Origin of the sequence: Leucobacter sp. MMO-125, assembly GCF_037148395.1 — a bacterium.
Taxonomy (GTDB): domain Bacteria; phylum Actinomycetota; class Actinomycetes; order Actinomycetales; family Microbacteriaceae; genus Leucobacter.
Genome location: NZ_JBBCTL010000002.1, coordinates 1 through 18,306 on the forward strand (window position 1 = coordinate 1; position 18,306 = coordinate 18,306).

At 67.0% G+C, this 18,306-nt stretch carries 15 protein-coding genes and 1 tRNA gene; 2 read left to right on the forward strand and 14 right to left on the reverse strand.

Features of this window, described 5'->3' with window-relative positions; all coding sequences use genetic code 11:
- The first annotated feature begins 424 nt into the window (after window positions 1-424).
- The gene (tgt, locus tag WFI54_RS04820) at window positions 425-1,762 is read left to right on the forward strand and encodes a tRNA guanosine(34) transglycosylase Tgt (protein WP_336651661.1); all 1,338 of its coding nucleotides are present in this window, start codon (window positions 425-427) and stop codon (window positions 1,760-1,762) included.
- A gap of 7 nt (window positions 1,763-1,769) precedes the next feature.
- Here the strand turns inward: tgt and WFI54_RS04825 are convergent, their stop codons facing one another.
- The 5 genes from WFI54_RS04825 to WFI54_RS04845 form a co-directional block, all read right to left on the reverse strand.
- Entirely contained in the window at window positions 1,770-2,522 is a 753-nt protein-coding gene (locus tag WFI54_RS04825) for a queuosine precursor transporter (protein WP_336651662.1), read from the reverse strand.
- Window positions 2,515-3,519, reverse strand: coding sequence for an NAD(P)/FAD-dependent oxidoreductase (locus tag WFI54_RS04830; RefSeq protein WP_336651663.1), 1,005 nt, complete (start codon window positions 3,517-3,519; stop codon window positions 2,515-2,517). The genes WFI54_RS04825 and WFI54_RS04830 overlap by 8 nt, the downstream gene beginning before the upstream one ends.
- Window positions 3,520-3,539: 20 nt before the next feature.
- The gene (gene gltX, locus WFI54_RS04835) at window positions 3,540-5,066 is read right to left on the reverse strand and encodes a glutamate--tRNA ligase (RefSeq protein WP_336651664.1); all 1,527 of its coding nucleotides are present in this window, start codon (window positions 5,064-5,066) and stop codon (window positions 3,540-3,542) included.
- A 195-nt stretch (window positions 5,067-5,261) separates the two neighbouring features.
- Window positions 5,262-6,542: an MFS transporter gene (locus tag WFI54_RS04840; protein ID WP_336651665.1), complete on the reverse strand. Its 1,281-nt coding sequence runs from the start codon at window positions 6,540-6,542 to the stop codon at window positions 5,262-5,264.
- Window positions 6,539-7,489: a LysR family transcriptional regulator gene (locus WFI54_RS04845; RefSeq protein ID WP_336651666.1), complete on the reverse strand. Its 951-nt coding sequence runs from the start codon at window positions 7,487-7,489 to the stop codon at window positions 6,539-6,541. Before WFI54_RS04845 ends, WFI54_RS04840 begins: the two co-directional genes overlap by 4 nt.
- Before the next feature lie 92 nt (window positions 7,490-7,581).
- On the opposite strand from WFI54_RS04845, the gene WFI54_RS04850 reads away from it, so the two are divergent.
- Window positions 7,582-8,658: an aminotransferase class V-fold PLP-dependent enzyme gene (locus WFI54_RS04850; RefSeq protein WP_336651667.1), complete on the forward strand. Its 1,077-nt coding sequence runs from the start codon at window positions 7,582-7,584 to the stop codon at window positions 8,656-8,658.
- 150 nt (window positions 8,659-8,808) lie between these two features.
- Here the strand turns inward: WFI54_RS04850 and rlmN are convergent, their stop codons facing one another.
- The 9 genes from rlmN to WFI54_RS04895 form a co-directional block, all read right to left on the reverse strand.
- The gene (gene rlmN / locus WFI54_RS04855) at window positions 8,809-10,110 is read right to left on the reverse strand and encodes a 23S rRNA (adenine(2503)-C(2))-methyltransferase RlmN (protein WP_336651668.1); all 1,302 of its coding nucleotides are present in this window, start codon (window positions 10,108-10,110) and stop codon (window positions 8,809-8,811) included.
- A 56-nt stretch (window positions 10,111-10,166) separates the two neighbouring features.
- On the reverse strand, window positions 10,167-11,000 hold the full coding sequence (locus WFI54_RS04860) for an aldo/keto reductase (RefSeq protein ID WP_336651669.1): 834 nt from the start codon (window positions 10,998-11,000) through the stop codon (window positions 10,167-10,169).
- Window positions 11,001-11,025: 25 nt separating this feature from the next.
- Window positions 11,026-12,129, reverse strand: coding sequence for a carboxylate-amine ligase (locus WFI54_RS04865; RefSeq protein WP_336651670.1), 1,104 nt, complete (start codon window positions 12,127-12,129; stop codon window positions 11,026-11,028).
- 278 nt (window positions 12,130-12,407) lie between these two features.
- The gene (locus tag WFI54_RS04870; protein WP_336651671.1) at window positions 12,408-14,153 is read right to left on the reverse strand and encodes an alkaline phosphatase family protein; all 1,746 of its coding nucleotides are present in this window, start codon (window positions 14,151-14,153) and stop codon (window positions 12,408-12,410) included.
- Between the two features lie 30 nt (window positions 14,154-14,183).
- Complete coding sequence (locus WFI54_RS04875; RefSeq protein WP_336651672.1) at window positions 14,184-14,972, reverse strand: fumarylacetoacetate hydrolase family protein; 789 nt, start codon at window positions 14,970-14,972, stop codon at window positions 14,184-14,186.
- A gap of 67 nt (window positions 14,973-15,039) precedes the next feature.
- Window positions 15,040-16,140, reverse strand: a complete 1,101-nt coding sequence (locus WFI54_RS04880; RefSeq protein ID WP_336651673.1) for a branched-chain amino acid aminotransferase — start codon at window positions 16,138-16,140, stop codon at window positions 15,040-15,042.
- 65 nt (window positions 16,141-16,205) lie between these two features.
- On the reverse strand, window positions 16,206-17,264 hold the full coding sequence (locus tag WFI54_RS04885; protein ID WP_336651674.1) for a 3-isopropylmalate dehydrogenase: 1,059 nt from the start codon (window positions 17,262-17,264) through the stop codon (window positions 16,206-16,208).
- Window positions 17,265-17,608: 344 nt separating this feature from the next.
- Window positions 17,609-17,681: transfer RNA gene (locus WFI54_RS04890), tRNA-Glu, on the reverse strand.
- A 177-nt stretch (window positions 17,682-17,858) separates the two neighbouring features.
- Entirely contained in the window at window positions 17,859-18,269 is a 411-nt protein-coding gene (locus WFI54_RS04895) for a hypothetical protein (protein WP_336651675.1), read from the reverse strand.
- Between the last annotated feature and the right edge of the window lie 37 nt (window positions 18,270-18,306).

Consider the following 18,306-nt stretch of genomic DNA (forward strand, 5'->3'; position numbering starts at 1 on the left):
CGATGCCGGGGATAAATAATTGGCATATGACAATCAAGTGCACACTATTGAGTTCTCAAAGACCAGACACCACCCGTACCAGCCAAAGCCTTCCGAACAGCAACCTGTCTATGCTAGCACATGTTCTGCGCTTGCTGCGCATTATTTTGAACCGAACCGCTCTGCGGCCCGGCTCCGTTGCGCTGACAAGGGAATACATTACGCAGATCCTGGCCACCCCGCAATAACGGCCCGTATCCCGGGCGTGTCTCCGCATGATTCCGCGGATTCACCTCTGCGACACCTCCGCGCCACCCTGGCCCGATATGGGCCCCACAGGGCCCATATTCGCCTATTCGGCTCGATAGGGCACGTATCCCGGGCGCGCCGCTTCCCTGGGGTCGCCGCAATGCCCTCCACCCCCTCCCCTACTCCCCCTGCTTAGATGGAGGGCGTGACTGAGCAGAGCGCAACGACTACCCCTCCCTCCCCCTCCGATTTCGGTTTCGCCGTCGAGCATCGACTCGAAGAGGGCGGTGCCCTCGGCAGCGACGGCCGCCCCCTCGGGCGGGCGGGCACGATCCGCACTCCACACGGTGAGATTCAGACCCCCGCCTTCATTCCCGTGGGCACCAAGGCAACCGTGAAGGCGCTGCTGCCAGAGACCGTCGGAGAGCTAGGCGGCCAGGCAGTGCTCGCCAACGCCTACCACCTTTTCTTGCAGCCGGGCAGCGACATCGTCGACGAGGCCGGCGGCTTCGGCAAGTTCATGAACTGGCACGGCCCCACCTTCACCGACTCAGGGGGGTTCCAGGTGATGTCGCTCGGCGTCGGCTTCAAGAAGGTCATCTCGATGACCGAGGGGCTGCACCAGAACGACGACGTCATCGCGAAGAACAAGGAGCGTCTCGCGCACGTCGATGAAGACGGCGTCACCTTCAAATCGTTCCTCAACGGCGACCGCCATCGCTTCACCCCCGAGGTGTCAATGCAGATCCAGCACCAGCTGGGCGCCGACATCATCTTCGCCTTCGACGAGTGCACCACGCTGTTCAACACCCGCGCCTACCAAGAAGACTCCGTCGACCGCACCGCACGCTGGGCCGTGCGCTGCCTCGACGAGCATGCCCGCCAGACGGCAGAGCGCTCTCACCGCCCCTACCAGGCTCTCTTCGGAGTGGTGCAGGGCGCCCAGTATGAAGACCTGCGTCGCAAAGCGGCCCGCGGCCTTGCCGAGATGCGCGGCGCAGAAGCCGAGGAGCAGGAGTTCGACGGCTTCGGTATCGGCGGCGCCCTCGAGAAGGCCGAGCTCGGCACCATCTGCGGCTGGGTGAGCGATGAACTGCCCGAGCACAAGCCCCGCCACCTGCTCGGCATCTCAGAACCCGATGACCTCTTCGCCGGTATTGCCGCCGGAGCTGACACTTTCGACTGTGTCGCCCCGTCACGGCAGGCCCGCGGCGGCACCATGTATTCCAGCAGGGGGCGGATCAACGCAAAGGCTGCCACCCAGCGTCGTCGTTTCGAAGCACTCGACCCCGAGTGCGACTGCTACACCTGTGAGAACTACACCGCCGCCTACCTGCACCACCTCTTCAAGGCGAAGGAAATGCTGTCGTCGACACTGGCCACCATCCACAACGAACGCTTCATAGTGCGGCTTGTGGATCAGATCCGCGCCTCGATTATCGACGGCACCTTCGTCGAGTTCCGTGAGGAGGTGCTCGGCCGCCAGTACGGGGCTGAGTTCGCTCGCGAGGCCGCAGCCCGCTACGGTTCCTGATCGCGGATCAGGAAGCAACCGATCCCGACGCGGTGCGCTCCTCAGCGGCGCGCACCGCGCGGATCACGCGCGTCGTCATCGGCAACAGCACCACCTCGGCGAGCACCTTCACCACGTAGCCGAGCACCACGTACATCACGAAGTCGACGCCCGTGATGATGCCCGCGAACGCAATCGTGCAGAAGAGCAGCGTGTCGACAAGCTGCCCTGCGACAGTCGAGGCGATGAGGCGCGTACGCAAAAAACGACCAGAGGTGCGGCGCCGCATCCGATCCAGCACCCAGGCGTTCAGCAACTGGCCGGCAAGAAACGCGACGAGGCTCGCCGCCACAATGCGCGGCACAAACCCGAGCACCGCCGCAAAGGCCTCCTGGTTCTCCCAACCCGCCGCAGGCGGTGACACCTGCACCGCCAGGATCGTGAGCGACGCCACGAGCGCCAGACCGAACGCTGTGAGAATCGCACGCCGCGAAGCCTTCAAGCCATACACCTCAGCGAGCACATCACCCAGAATGTACGCCAGCGGGAACAAGAACACCCCGCCGTCGAAAACCAGCGGCAGCGAAAACTCGCCGAACGGGATCGCACCGAACGCGATCGGCTTCACCGCGACCACATTCGAGATCAGCAAAATGCCGACAAACATTGCCGAGATCGTTGCGTACCGCCCACCCGACGAAGCCGCACGGGCCCCCGGAGTGAGGTACTTCGAGGCATCGTCGGATTCCTCCACGCTGTTCATGCGCCGCGTCTCACTCATCGATCAAGCCCACTCCGAGCATTCCCCGGATCATGTCCATATTCAGCTTCGCCGCAACCCGCGCACCGTTGCCCGCCGCAATAATCAGCTGCTGTGGCCCCGGCGGCACGATGTCGCCCACCGCATACACGCCGCGCACCGAAGTCTCGCCGCGGTCGTCAACCACCACGAGCCCCCAGTCGTCACGCGCCACATCGAGCTCGCCCATGAACTCGACAGGGGCATGCCAGCGCGGGCGCACGAAACCACCGACGCGCGGAATCACCTCTCCATCAGCCAGGCGCACCCCCGTCATCTCGGCCTTCTCGCCCACAATGTCATCGATCGCGCGCCGCTCAACCCGCACCCCGATCGAGGCGAGCTGCGCCTCCTGCTCAGGCCGCACTGTGTCAGCACCGTTCGTGAACACGATCAAGTCAGAGCTGAAACGGCTGATCAGGAGCGCTCGGGCAAACAGATCGCTCGTCTCACCGATCAGCACCAGCGGCTTATCGGTCTTCTCGAAACCATCGCACTCGACACAACTGTGCAGCGCCGTGCCGTAGTAGGCGCGGATCATGGGCAGCGCGGGCAACTCTTCAGTGAGACCCGCAGCGATCAGCACGCGGCGCGCCACATAGTCGACATCGGCCGCACCCCTGATACCGGTGCCCCGCACCCGGAACCCGATGCCATCGGGGAAGCCCGCAGCGATCGCCTCCTCAGCGGAAAGCGGGATCACCTCCCGCGTCATCACCTGCGAGAAGATCGCGGTGGGATACGCCTCGAACTCCTCACGGCCGAGCCGTCGCAGTTCAAGCGGCGACGAACCATCGCGCGTCAGAAAACCATGCGACTGAAGTGTGGCCGAATGCCGCGGACGGTTGGAGTCGAGGATCGCAATGCGCCGATTCGCGCGCACCAGCTGCAACCCCGCCGAAAGCCCGGCAGGCCCGCCCCCGATAATCGCGACGCCAACCTTTGTCGGCTCGCCACCGGCGGGGCTCCCCTGATCCATCCGAAGCGCGGCCGACACAGCTACGCCCGTTCCGCGAGCAGGGCGTCGAGCCGACGCAGGCGGGCCAGCGACTCATCGCGGCCCAGCAGCTCGAACGATTCGAAAAGCGGTGGCGACACGCGACGGCCCGAGGCGGCGACGCGCAATGGCCCGAACGCAAGGCGCGGCTTCAAGCCGAGGCCATCAATGAGGGCAGCCTGCAGCGCCGCCTGGATGGGCTCCGTCTGCCAGTCGGCCTCGGGCACGGCATCGAGCGCGGCAATGCTCGCGGCAAGCACCTGGCGGGCATCTTCCTTCAGCGACTTCAGCGCGTCGTCTTCGTAGACCAGCGCGTCAGCCGAGGTGAACAGGAACGCCATGAGCCCCACCACGTCGGAGAGCACCGTGATGCGGCTCTGCACGAGCGGCACCGCGCGACGCACCACCTCGAGCTGCTGCTCATTCGGCTCAACGGGCAGCGCGCCCCCGGCAATCAGGTACGGCAGAATGCGCGACTCGAAATCGCTCTCCGAGAGCAAGCGGATGTGATCAGCGTTGATCGAGTCGGCCTTCTTCTGATCGAATCGGGCCGGATTCGGGTTAACGTCGACGACGTCGAACGCGGCCACCATCTCTTCGCGTGAGAACACGTCGCGATCCGGAGCCAATGACCAGCCCAACAGCGACAGATAGTTGAGCAACCCCTCGGGAATGAAGCCGCGCGAGCGGTGGTGCAGCAGATTCGACTCGGGATCACGCTTCGACAGCTTCTTGTTGCCCTCGCCCATCACATACGGCAGGTGGCCGAAACGCGGGATCGCCGGCTCCAGGCCGAGCTCGACCAGCGCGCTGTGCAGGGCGATCTGGCGGGGTGTCGACGACAGCAGATCTTCGCCGCGCAGCACGTGAGTGATGCCCATGAGCGCATCGTCGACAGGGTTGACGAGGGTGTACAGCGGGGCACCGTTGGGACGCACCACCACGAAATCGATCGTGGAGCCTGCGGGGAACGAAATGTCGCCACGCACCAGGTCGGTGAACGAAAGATCGGTGTCGGGCACGCGGAAACGCAGCGCGGGCTGACGGCCCTCAGCGCGGAACGCGGCGCGCTGCTCTGCGGTGAGGTCGCGGTCGAAGTTGTCGTAGCCGAGCTGCTTCGGGCGGCCCGCAGCCTCGTTACGGGCGTCGATCTCCTCGGCCGTGGAATAGCTCTCGTAGAGGTACCCAGCCTCGGTGAGACGCGCGATCACGTCCTGGTAGATGTCACCGCGCTGCGACTGACGGTAGGGGCCGTGCTCGCCGCCGGCGTCGATACCCTCGTCCCAGTCGAGCCCGAGCCAGCGCAGCGAGTCAAGGATCTGCGCGTAGCTCTCCTCGCTGTCGCGCGCCGCATCGGTGTCTTCAATACGGAAGACGAAGGTGCCGCCCGTGTGCCGGGCGTACGCCCAGTTGAAAAGGGCGGTACGCACCATGCCGACGTGCGGCGTGCCCGTCGGGGACGGGCAGAAGCGCACGCGCACGTCGCTGCCGGTTGCGGTGGAGAACTGGGAAACGCTGCTCGTAGACATCGTCACCTATTCTAGCGCCCGAGCGCCCGGATTCTCGTTCGGCACAACCCCCGAAACATGGGATGTGCCGGAGATACTGGATCTGCCTGAGATATGGCGATCCGCGCCACAAACTCCATATCTTCGGCAGATCCCATATTTGCGGTAGGCGGAAGCGATGCGGCAGGCAGAAACGCAGGCAGAAGCCGAGACGACTCAGCGACGCACCCACAGCATGGCGAGTGCCCCGAGCGCCAGCAGGCCGCCGGCTACGAGCGCCAGGAAGGAGAAGTCGCCGATCGCGAAAATGGGGCCGGACAGCGCCCCGGCCACCGCTCCGGCCGCGCTCATGATCGTGTCGGATCGACCCTGCCAGCGCGGCCGCACGGCCGACGGCGTGACTTCAGTGAGCAGCGCAGCCCCGGCGACGGTCACGGCACCCCACCCGAGGCCGAGCAGCACCAGCGCGATCTGCACGAGCGCGTGCGACGCCCCGGCGAAGTAGGCGAGGGTGACGGCGCCGAGCAGCAGCAGCCACCCGATCCCGATCACCTGCACGCGACCGATGCGCCCCGCGAGCAGCCCGAACACGGGCGACAGCGCATACATGCCGGCGATGTGCAGGCTGAGGGTGACGCCCACGAGCTGTGGGGTGCCCTCGTGATGCATCAGGTGCAGTGGCGTCATCGCCATGAGCGCCACCATGATGGCCTGCGCCATCGCGATCATGAAGACCGTGAGCACTCGCGGGCGGATCGACGCCGTGTCGGTGAGAGGTGCGGATCCGGATCCACCTGGCGACCCGTCGATCACGCCGGGCCCAACTGGCACGCTCGCCGTTTCGGGCGGCAACTGCCGAGCAGTGAGCAGCGGATCGGGGCGCAAGCCGAACCAGTTGACGAGCACCGCGAGAGCCTGCGCTACGAAGGGGAACACGAACACGCCTGCAAGCGGTGTCACTCCGAGGGCTTCACCGATGACCGCGCCTGGCCCCATCAGATTGGGGCCGACGACCGCGCCAACGGTGATCGCCCAGGCGACGAGCGACAGGTCGCGGGCACGGTTGCTCGGCAGTGCGAGATCAGTTGCCGCGAAGCGAGACATCAGCTGCACTGCACTGGCGACGCCGAGCATGGCGATGCCGATCGCGAGCAGCCACCACTGCTGCGCCACGGCTCCGAGGATCGCGACGACAGCGCCCAGCATCGCGACCGCGCTGCCGGCGACGAGCGCGCGGCGGCGGCCGTGCCGTGCGGCCACCCGCGCAAGCGGGATGCCTGCCGCGGCGGCTCCCGCGTTGAACATGGCGGATCCGAGGCCGGAGATCGCATCGTTGCCACTGACCTCGGCGAGCAGCAGCGCACCCACGGAAAGCGCCGCGCCCACGCCGAGGCCGCCGAGGATTGTTGCGGTGGCGAGCACGGCCACGGTGCGGCGTTGCAGCCGGCCGCCCCGGCGCAGCTCACCCGACTCGAGCACGGCGGTCGCGCCGCTCACGCGACGGGCTCCAGCCCCCAGCTCGAACCGTCGACGCTTGCGAGCAGACGCTTCGCGAGGCGCACCTGCGGGCTTTCGTTGGCGGTCGCCATCGAAACGATGCCGATGGTGCGGTAGCGGGGCGGATCGAGCCGCAGCGCGTGCGCATCATCTGGCAGGGTGCGCGCCGCAGCGAGTGCGAGCCCCGGCACGAGCGCGACGGCTCCGCCGGCGGCGGCCATCGCGAGCATGGCGGGCACATTGTCGGTCTCCTGGATGATGTCGGGCTCGAAGCCGGCCTCGCCTGCCGCGCTCAGCAGGTGGCCGCGGCACTTCTCGCAGCCGGCGATCCAGTGGTCCGAGGCGAACTCGCCGAGTTTCACGTCGGTGTCGCCGGGGGCGCGCTCGTCGGAGGCCACGAGCCGCACTTCTTCGCGCCACAGCGGCAGGAATGCGCTGCCCGCCGGGAGTTCTGCTGCGCCCTCGTAGTCGAAGATGAGCGCGCAGTCGACCTCGCCGTCACGCAGCATCGCGGTGGCGGCGGGCGGCTCAGCCTCGCGATACTGCAGAGCTACGTCGGGAGCTTCAACCGCGAGTTCGCGCATGAGCGCGGGCACGAGGGTAGCGCTCGCGCTCGGGAAGCCGACGAGGCGCAGGGTGCCCGCCCGCTCGCCCCGGAGATCGTCGATCGCGGCGAGGGCGGCGTCGATCTCGGCGACGACGGTGCGGCCATGGTCGGCGAGGATGCGCCCAGCTGTGGTGAGGCGGATCCCCCGCCCGCTGCGCTCGATCAGTGGCACGGCGAGCCGAGTTTCGACGCGTTTGATGCGCTGGCTGACAGCGGGCTGGCTGAGGCCGAGGCTCGCGGCGGCGGCGGTGAGCGAGCCTGTCGTAGCGAGGGCGTGCAGGATGCGCAGCTCGGTCGAGTCGATCGACCCGAGCGGATCGGCATTGCGGAGCGTGGTCATGCATCGATACTACGACAAACATAACCCCGCATGAAGCAAAATATAAGAATGATTCTGTTTGATTATGCTTTACGCTCGCCTAGCCTTGCGGCATGAGCCTCGATCCCGCGACAGCCGCCGCAGCGCTGCCGCAGCACCCCGCCCAGCTCGGCTTCGCCACCGGCACCGGCTACCTCTCAGCCTGCACCGCAGGACTACCGACAGCCGCAACCACCACGGCCATGCGCGCCTTCATCGACGACTGGGCCGCGGGCCGAGCCGACGCGCGCGCCCTCGGAGAGCAAGCCGAGCGTTGCCGGGCACTCTTCGCGACCATCGCGGGCGTCACCGCCGACCGTGTGGCGATCGGCTCGCAGGTGTCACAACTCGTCTCGGTGGTAGCCAGCTCAGTGCCCGACGGCGCCGAGGTGCTCTGCGCCGCCGGCGACTTCTCCTCCCTCACCCACCCCTTCGAACAGCTCGCACACCGCGGCGTGCGCGTGCGCTACGCCCCCGTCTCGCAGCTCGCCCACGAGATCAGCGCCGACACCGCCCTCGTCGTGTTCTCACTGGTGCAGTCGGCAACGGGCGAAGTGGCCGACGCCGAGCCGATCCGCCTCGCCGCTGCACGCACCGGGGCTCGCACTCTCGTTGACCTCACCCAGTCACTCGGCTGGCTGCCCACCGGAGCGAGCGCCTTCGACTTCACCGTCTGCCACGCCTACAAATGGCTCTGCGCGCCGCGCGGCACCGCCTTCCTCACCGTGCGCGCCGGGCTCGAAGACGAACTCGTGCCCGTCGCCGCCGGCTGGTACTCCGCCGATGACGTGTGGGGTTCCTGCTACGCCGGGCACACGCCGCTCGCCGCGGGCGCCGGACGCTTCGATGTCTCCCCCGCCTGGCCCGTGCTCGGCGGCACCGAAGCCGCCCTCGCAGGCATCGCGTCACTCGAACCCGGCACCGTGCACGCCCACAACCTCGCACTCGCAAACGCTGCGCGCAACACACTCGGGCTGCCGCCAGGCAACTCCGCCATCGTCGCCTGGGCCGATCCGCAAGGCAACGACCTCGCCGCGCTCACCGCAGGCGGCATCACCGCCTCAGGCCGAGCCGGCAACGCCCGCATCGCATTCCACCTCTGGAACACCGCCGCCGACGTCGAGCTGCTCGCCCGCGCCCTCCGCCGGTAAGGTCTGGCCCAACAAGGGAGCGCTGCACCGAGCGCGACGCGTTCAGCGAGGCCGACTGTTCCAGCACCTCGGAATGAGTTCATCTGGCTGAATCAGTCAGGTTGGACGGGGGTGAGATGACGGGGCGGGCGGGGCCAGACCCGCCCGCCCTCAGCTTTCGGCGAAAGCGGCCGCCTCAGCCATGTCTTGCTCGGTCGCCACGAGCTGCCCGCAGGCACCGTCGATCTCCTTGCCGCGGGTGTCACGCAGCGTCGTCGGCACGCCGGCAGCATTGAGGCGGTCGACGAACTCGCGGGTAACCTCGCGAGTCGATGAGGTCCAGATCGACCCTGGCGTGGGGTTGAGCGGGATGGGGTTCACGTGCACCCAGCCTCGCCCACGAGCATTGAGCTTGTCGGCGAGCAGGTCGGCGCGCCACGCATGATCGTTCATGTCTTTGATGAGCGCGTATTCGATCGAGACGCGGCGGCCCGTCTTCTCGTAGTAGTGGTAGGCCGCGTCGAGCACCTCTTCGACCTTCCACCGACTGTTCACCGGGATCAGGTCATCTCGCAGTTCGTCGTCTGGCGCGTGCAGCGACAGCGCGAAAGTGATCGGAATGTCCTCGTCGGCCAGCTTGCGGATCGCCGGCGCAAGCCCCACCGTCGACACGGTGATGCCACGCGCCGACATGCCGAGACCCTCGGGCGACGGTGCGATCATGCGGTGCACGGCGTTCATCACGCGCTTGTAGTTGGCGAGCGGCTCACCCATACCCATGAACACGATGTTGTTGACGCGCTCGGGTTCGGCACCGTTGCCCTCGCGACGCGCCCGGCCGAGCCCACCCTCGGCGATCACCCGGTTGGCCTGCACCACCTGATCGAGAATCTCAGCGGTCGACATGTTGCGGGTGAGGCCCGCCTGCCCGGTCGCACAGAACGGGCAGTTCATGCCGCAGCCGCACTGACTCGACACGCACAGCGTAATGCGGCCCGGATAGCGCATCAGCACCGACTCCACGAGCGCGCCGTCGAACAGCCGCCACAAGAACTTGATCGTGGCCCCATCATCGGTGACGAGCCGCTTCACCTCGGTGAGCAGCGGCGGGAAGAACGCCTCCGCCAGCTCGCCACGAAGATGCTTCGGCAGATCGGTCATCTGCTCGGGGTCGGTAGTGCGATGCTCGAAGTAGTGCTTCGAGAGCTGCTTGGCCCGAAATTTAGGCACGCCCATCTCGACAACCTTCGCCTCGCGCTCGGCGAGCGTGAGGTCGGCAAGGTGGGTGGCGGGCTGCTTCACGCGCGGCGACGCGAACTGCAGCGTGGGGCGGCCGTCAGGCGTGGTGAGCTGCTGCCAACCCTCGGCTTTCGGCTTGACCTGCGGGCGGGCAGCACCGGCTGCGCGCGGCCGCGTCTTGACAAGTTTGCCCTCGGCAGGCGGCGCATCATGGTTGAGCTTATTGGGATCCATCGCCCCTATTCTCTCATCCGCGAGCTGGGTGCGGCGGGCCGCTGGGAATCGCCGGCTCAGAATTCTTCGTAGAGAGCGGGATCCTGCCCGGCAAGACGACCGTCGACGCGGCCGAGCGCCGTGATCGCGTCGACCTCAGCAACGCTCAACTCGATTTCGGCCGCGGCGAGATTTTCACGCTGGCGAGCCGGATCCTGCGACTTCGGCAGCGGCACCGCGCCACGAGCCACATGCCAGGCCAGGATCGCCTGCGTGGGCGTGATGCCACGAGCCGCAGCGATCTCGGCCACGACCCCCTCGAACATCAGCGGATCGCGGCCGCGCCCCACCGGGCTCCACGCCTCCGTGATGATGCCGCGTTCACGGTGATAGTCGAGCGCGTCGGCCTGCGGAAAGAACGGGTGCAGCTCGATCTGGTTCACCACAGGCAGCACCCCGGTTTCGCGGTCAAGACGCTCGATGTGCTCCGGCAAGAAGTTGGAGACGCCGATCTGACGCACCCAGCCGCGCTCTCGCGCGGTGATGAGCGCACGCCACGCCTCGACGAACAGCCCCGTCACTGGATTGGGCCAGTGAATCAGGTACAGGTCGATCGCGTCGAGGCCCGTACGGTAGACGCTCTCCTCGATCGTGCGCAGCGCGGCGTCGTACTCGTGATCCCGCCCCGGCAACTTGCTCGTGACAATCAGAGAGGCGCGATCCGCCCCAGAATCACGCGCGGCACGGCCAACCGCACCCTCATTCTCGTAGCGAAACGCAGAATCGATCAGGCGGTAGCCGCCACGCACGGCCTCGGCCACGGCAGCCGCACCGGCCGCACCATTCAAGCGGTACGTGCCAAAGCCGATCGCGGGAAGCGTGAATCCGTTGTGGGCGCGCTGCTCGGTCATGCCTCCACCCTACGGGGGTGGAGCGCTACGCGGCACCCTCGGATGAGGCCCGGTACAGCTCCAGCAGGCCGCTGATGCCGCCCGCCGCCCAAGCCCGCCGCTGCGCCTCGGCGGCACCACCGTCGGCGCGGCGCCGCTCCACAAAACGGTGCGCATGCTCGACATCGCCCGCAGCCTCCAGTATCGGCGCGACATGCGCGAGCAGCGCGTCAACAACCTCGAAGGCCGGTGCCGGGGCACCCGTCTCAGGGTGCACCAGCTCGCTCGCCAAGCCATTGCGGGCGGCAACCCAGTGAGCTCCGCGCAACACATCGCGCTGCGGCTCAGCCATCGGAGCCCCCGTCGCACGATCATGCAGCGCACCAGCCACAAGCGCCCTGAAGATCAGTGCGAAGGCGACAGCGTCACGGCTCTCAAGCTGCGCATCGGCCGTGCGCAACTCGATCGTGGGAAACCGCTCGGAGAGACGGATCGACCAATTCACCAGGGCCGTGTCGAGCAGTGCCCCCGACCGCACCAGCTCCTGCACAACGCCGTCGTAAGCCGCCGAGTCGGCAAAGTGCGGCGGGTAGCCCGAGCTCGGCCACTGCTGCAACTGCAGGTATCGCCAGCTCGCGTAACCGGAATCACCACCCAGCCACAGCGGCGAATTGCTGGTGAGCGCGACAAGCACGGGCGACCACCTGGCAATGCGCGCGAAGACCTCGACCCCCGCATCGCGCGAAGGCACCTCAATGTGCACGTGAGTGCCCGTCGAATAGTAGCGGTGCACCATGCCGCGCATCGTGCGCTCGATATCACGGTAGCGCTCATTATCGGTGACACGGCCAGGCACGTCGCCTCCCAGAGGCGGCAGCCCCGTGCCCGCAAGCACCAGCCCCTGCCCGCCCGCCGCCCGCGACGCGGCCACCCGAAACTCAGCCAACGAATCGAACGCCTCCGCCGCGGTCACACACGGCGGGGTGGCCGTCTCGAGCTGACTGTGGAAGTACTCATGCTCGGCCCGCAACCCAGGCAACGCCGCGATCATGCCCTCCACACCATCGCGGGGCAGACCGGTCTGCGCGTCGAGCAGCAGGTACTCCTCTTCCACGCCGAAGCGCGGCGGAGCGGGGGTGTCGATTGGCATCTCAGCACCGTCCGTTCGGGGTGGGGTTGCGGCGGGGCTGGATCGCCGTCACCGGTCGCGTCATGCTACACCGCGCGGGTCGCGCACGTCACATGGGGCTGCGGTGCGGGCCGCGGCCGGGCACGCAGCTGAATCCTGCACCGGATCCGCCGCCGCACTCCGCAGCACCCCCGCCCGCGCATCGACAGCGCCGCCCTGGGGGCTTGGACGCCTGATGGGATGGGCGATCCGATGCTCGATCCGCCCCTTGAATGCGTGCCGCGCCGCGCCCACCAGCATCACCCGCCAGGCCCGAACAGGCCCTGCCCGTACTTCTGCAACAGAGCGTAAGCTTCGGAGAAGGTGCGGGGCGGGTTCACACGCTCGCTTTCCTCGCCATAGCGGGAGATCAGCAGCCCCAGCAAGCCCTTCGCTGGAGGGCTCAGCGGCCTGTCCGGCTCAGCTTCGGCGGGGTGCGGGCCGCCCTCGGGATTCGGCGGCACGAACGCCGGCGAGGGCTGCGGCCAATCTGCCACATGCCTGGGCACCTGACGATTGAACGACGGAGCGATCGAGGGTGCACCGTGATCGCGATCGGTGAGCGGCTCAAGCCCGAAACGATCGCTGAGCGTCGCCGCGAGAGAGCCGTGATGCATCGTGCCGGTGAACACGCTGCCCCGCTCAACATAGGCCGACACGAGCACCGCGGGCACCCGGCAGCCGAGCCGGTCAAAGGTGAACCCCATCTCGCCCGCGCCAGGCTCCGGCGGTTTCGCCGCGGGCGGCACGACGTGATCGTACGTGCCACCGTGCTCATCAAAAGTGAGCAGCATCGCCGTGTTGAGATAGTTCGATCCCGTCGCGGACATCGCAGTGCGGATCGCGGTGTACACCCGGTGCACCAGGGCGTCACCGGCGCGCACATCGGAGAGCGCACCGTTGTAGACATCTTCGCCGTCAATCACGGCCTCGCGCACCGCACCGACAGGCGGGTGGAAATCATTGTGATTGAAAATCATGCGCGGCTCAACGAAGGCGTACTCCGGCAGATCACCGTTCTTCGCGTCGGCCTCGAACTGCTCCATAGTGGCGAAGCGGTCGGTTTTCCAGAAACGTTGCAGCACCGGAGCATGGATCATGCCGGTGAACGAGATCAGCTGCAGCTTGTCGAAGTAGATGCGCCAACTCAGCCCGGCCTCTTCCAGCCGATTGAACACCGTCGGCGTAGGTGCCGCATTCAGCCACTTGTCGTAGCCACCGTTGAGCGCGTTCGTGACGAAGCCGTGCGAGGTTGAAGCGTGGAAGAAGCTGCGGTTGCAGAAGGTCTGGCTCGGCACCGCGCAAAACCAGTGGTCGTAGACGCCGAACTCGCGGGCGAGGGTGGAGGTGACCGGCAGCATCTCGGGGCTGAACGACCCCATGATCTGGTCGCGCTCAGCGGGCGACGGTTTGCGACCGGTGCGGCCCTCGAAATCGGTTTCGTAGTCGAGCACGAAGCCAGCCATCGTGGCCCGCGCGCCGTGCCGCGGCGCATTGTAGGGCGCGCTCATGTCGGCGACGTCTTTGCCCCGGTTGTGATCGTCGAGGGAGCCGAAAAGCTGGGTGTTGACGTGCGGATACTCTTCGCCGGGATCGGGATCGGGTTGACGCATGATGCGATCGGTCGGGCCGACGTAGATGTGCGCCGGCACCACCGTGCCGTCAGAGGCTTGATTGGAGTAGTCGCCGAAAGCCAGCCCCTCGAAAGAGGAACCCGCGGGCAGCGTGTCGGGGGTGTACAGGTGCCCGAGCAGGTTGTCGAAGGAGCGATTCTCGCCCATCAGCACCACCAGGTGGTCGAAGCCCGGGGCGGTGCGGGGCTTCGGAGCGGCGAATTCTTCGGGAATGTATGGCTGGCCGGCCTGGTTCTGGCCGTCGAGACCGCGCATGAGCGCTGCCCCGCCGAACCCGGCTGCCGCACCGGCGGCGAGGAGGCCGCCGCCGCGCAGAATCGATCTGCGGCTCGTGCCGCGAGGAGAGGGTTCCTGCTGTTCGTCGTTGCTCATGCGGGGCTCCCTACGGTGCTGTGCTGCGGGCTACACGACGGTGTTGCGCAGGATCCCGATGCCGTCGATCTCAACTTCGACGGTGTCTCCGGCTTCGAGGCGGCCAACGCCTGCCGGGGTGCCGGTGAGGATCACATCACCCGGAAGCAGCGTGAAGGCTTCGGAGGCGTGCGCAACGATGCGGGCGAGAGAGAAGATGAGCTGCGAGGTGCGGCCCTCCTGGCGCACTTCCCCGTTCACGCGGGTGACCACGCGGGCATCGTCAAGCTCGGGGTCGGTTTCGATGACGGGGCCGAGCGGGCAAAAGGTGTCAAAGCCTTTGCCGCGTGTCCACTGCCCATCAGCGATCTGCAGATCGCGGGCGGTCACGTCGTTGGCGCAGGTGAAACCGAACACGTAGCTGAGGGCGTCGGCCTCTGGCACGTTCTTCGCGACGGCACCGATCACCATCGCGAGTTCGCCCTCGTGCTCGACGCGGTCGGAGATCTCCGGGCGCACGATGCGGTCGCCCGGACCGATCACAGAGGTGTTGGGCTTCAAGAACAGCAGCGGCTCATCGGGGGTGCCGCCGCCAGTCTCCGAACGCATCTCCTCGACATGATCGGCGTAATTCTTCCCGACGCACACCACCTTTGAACGCGGAATCACCGGGGCGAGCAGACGCACCTCATCGAGGCGCAGCCTGCGCCCAGTGGTGTCGAACCCCGAGACCAGCGGATCTGCCGCGAGCTCGACAACCTCGATGCCGTCGCCGTTTTCGGCTTCATCAAGAATTCCGTAGGAAATCTCTCCCGCTGCTTCGAAGCGTACGACCTTCATATGCTCTTCCCTGTCGTTCGTGCTCGTCGGTGGTGTGCGGCGTCGGGTGCGGGGCGTGCGGCCTCGCTCACTCCCCCGCTGCGATGATGCGGTCGACCCAGCCGAAACGGTCTTCGACAGTGCCGAACTGGATGCCGGTGAGCTCTTCGCGCAGCGACATGGTGACCTCGCCCGGGGCGCCGTCGCCGAAGTCGACCAGGGTGCCGTCTTCGCTCTTCAGCTGGCCGATCGGGGTGATCACGGCTGCGGTGCCGCAGGCGAACGCCTCGGTGATGGAGCCGTCCGCGGCGCCGTCGCGCCACTCGCTCACCGTGACCTTGCGTTCTTCGACGGTGAGGCCACGATCTTGGGCGAGGCGGATCAGGCTCTTCCGGGTGATGCCGTCGAGGATGTTGCCGTTGAGCTCGGGGGTGATGAGCTTGCCATCGCGGTGCACCAGGAACAGGTTCATGCCGCCGAGCTCGTCGATGGTGTCTTCGGTGGCAGAGTCAGTGAAGAGCACCTGGGCGCAGCCGTGCTGCGCGGCAATGCGGGTGGGCAGCAGTGAGGAGGCATAGTTGCCGCCGCACTTCGCCGCACCGGTGCCGCCACGTCCAGCCCGGGCGAGGTCGCCGGAAAGCCAGATGGAGACAGGGCGCACGCCGCCAGTGAAGTAGGCGCCGGCGGGGCTCGCGATCACGAGGAAGCGGGCGCGCTCAGCTGCGCGCACACCGAGGAAGCTCTCGTCGGCAATCATGAAGGGGCGCAGGTAGAGGCTCTGATCGTGACCGCTGGGCACCCAGTCGGCGTCGACGGTGATGAGCTCGTGCACCGCCTGCACAAACAACTCGACAGGCAGCTCGGGCAGCGCAAGACGCTTGGCGCTCTCATTGAGGCGTCGAGCGTTCTCCTCCGGGCGGAAGGCGACGATGTCACCGTTGGGGTGGCGGTACGCCTTCAGCCCCTCGAAGATCTCCTGACCGTAGTGCAGCACCGAAGAGGCGGGATCCATGGGGATCGGGCCGTAGGGCAGCACCTCGGCATCATGCCAGCCGCGCTCTCGATCCCACACGATCGAGATCATGTGGTCGGTGAAGCGATTGCCGAAGCCGGGATCGACGAGTGCTGCTTCGCGCTCGGCGTCGGAGAGCCTGGTTGCCGGGGTGCGGGTGAAGGTGAGCTCGGTCATGGACTTGCTTTCTGTCGCCTCAAGGGGCGGCCGTGTGAGGAGTTCGAAGAGGGGCCCGGGCCGTGTCAGCGAGCGGAGATCAGTTCGACGATCGCGCTTCCCACCTCGGTGGTGGATCGCGCCGATGCCCCGCGGGTAGCGAGGTCGGCGCGCACGGCGTCGCGCACGCGGTCGCCCTCGGCGGTGAGGCCCAGGTGGTCGAGCATGAGAGCCGCTGACAGGATCGCCGCGGTCGGATCCGCCTTCTGCTGCCCCGCGATGTCGGGCGCAGAACCGTGGACGGGTTCGAACATGCTCGGGAACGTGCCGTCGGGATTGATGTTGCCGCTGGCTGCGAGCCCGATGCCGCCGCCAATGGCGCCGGCCAGGTCTGTGAGGATGTCACCGAACAGATTATCAGTGACGATCACGTCGAAGCGTGCCGGATCTTGCACCATGAAGATGGTGGCGGCGTCGACGTGCATGTAGTCGACGGTGATTTCGGGGTGCTCTGCGGCGACGGTCTGCACAATGCGCTGCCAGGTGGCACCCGCGTGCACGAGCACGTTGGTCTTGTGCACCCAGGTGAGCTTCTTGCGGGGGCGCTGGCTGGCGACCTCGAAGGCGTAGCGCACCACGCGCTCGATGCCGAAGGCGGTGTTGACGGATACTTCGGTGGCGACCTCTGCGGGGGTGCCCGCGCGCAAGCGCCCGCCGTTGCCCGCATAGGGGCCCTCGGTGCCCTCGCGCACCACGACAAAGTCGACGTTGCCGGGATTGGCGAGGGTGGACTCAACGCCGGGGAAGAGCGTGCAGGGTCGCACATTGGCGTAGTGATCGAAGTCGAAGCGCAGCTTGAGCAGCAGGCCGCGCTCGATGTTGGCGTCTTTCAGTCGGGGGTCGCCTGGCACGCCGCCGACAGCACCGAACAAGATCGCGTCGTGCTGCGCAATTTCGGCCTGCTCGGCCTCGGGCAGGGTCTCACCAGTTGCGAGAAAGCGCTCGGCACCCAGTTTGAACTCGGTGCGGTCGAGCACCACATCGCCGTCGGCGAGCACGGCGTCGAGCACGCGGTTCGCCTGCTCGATCACTTCCGGTCCGATGCCGTCGCCCGGAAGGACGGCGAGCTTGATGGTGCGGGTCACTGAGCGCTCCTCTTCGTGCCTGAACAGAACATCATCAGCTTACTGGGCGCCTCCGACATTCACGCTCACCGCCGGTGCCCGACGCCTCTCCTCTATCTGCCCGCCGCTCCCCTACCGCACCGATCGACGTTCAAGCACCTCAATTCCACAGCGGGAGTTGCTTGAACGGCGCTCGGTGCACAAACGACGGGACGGTGAAACGTCCTGCGCCGCTGAACTTGGGGGTGCGCCTGGGATGCGGGGCCAGACCGGGGAGATGGGGGGCCGAGATCGGGGCGTGCAGGGCAGCCGGGGCGGGCGGAAACGCAGAAAGCCTCACCCGAAGGTGAGGCTTTCTGTTCCGGTGACCCCAGCGGGATTCGAACCCGCGTTACCGCCGTGAGAGGGCGGCGTACTAGGCCGCTATACGATGGGGCCGGACGCTGTCACCGCTCTTCGGGGCTTCCCCCGCCGCGCTGGCAACTCATATATAGTGGCACAGCTTCACCTCTCGGGCAAATCGAGGGCCGAATCCCGGGTGTGTCTCGCGAAATTCCGCCGATGTCCGAGGGCGAACCCAAGCGACACCGCCCGGCAGCAGCTGCCCGCCGACCGTTACCCCTGGGTGCGGCGCAGCATCTTCGTGGCCGCGCGGCGCTTCAGCCACTTGTCGATAAAGAAGGCCATGAAGATCCAGCCCCCAAGGGCCGTGATGACCCACACGATAATGGGCGCGAGCACCCAGGTCTCCACGCCGCGCAGCACGATACCGCCTTGGAAGAGCGACGCCACCCAAAGCGCGAGCAGCGTTGCCACAAGCCCCACGCCGCCCGCGAGCGGTGCCGCGTAGCGCTGCGCAATGTTCAGCACGAACGGCCCGAGGATCGCGTGCGCGAGCGTGAACACACCGAGGGCCACCAGGAAGCCGCCAAGGTGCAGCTCGAACCCGGGCAGGGCGAAGTGGCACACGATCATCGCGATCGCTGCCAGCACCAGCTGGGAGACAATCTGAAACAGCAGCCGCATGGTGCGCTCCTTCCGCTCGGCGGAGCGACGCTCCGCA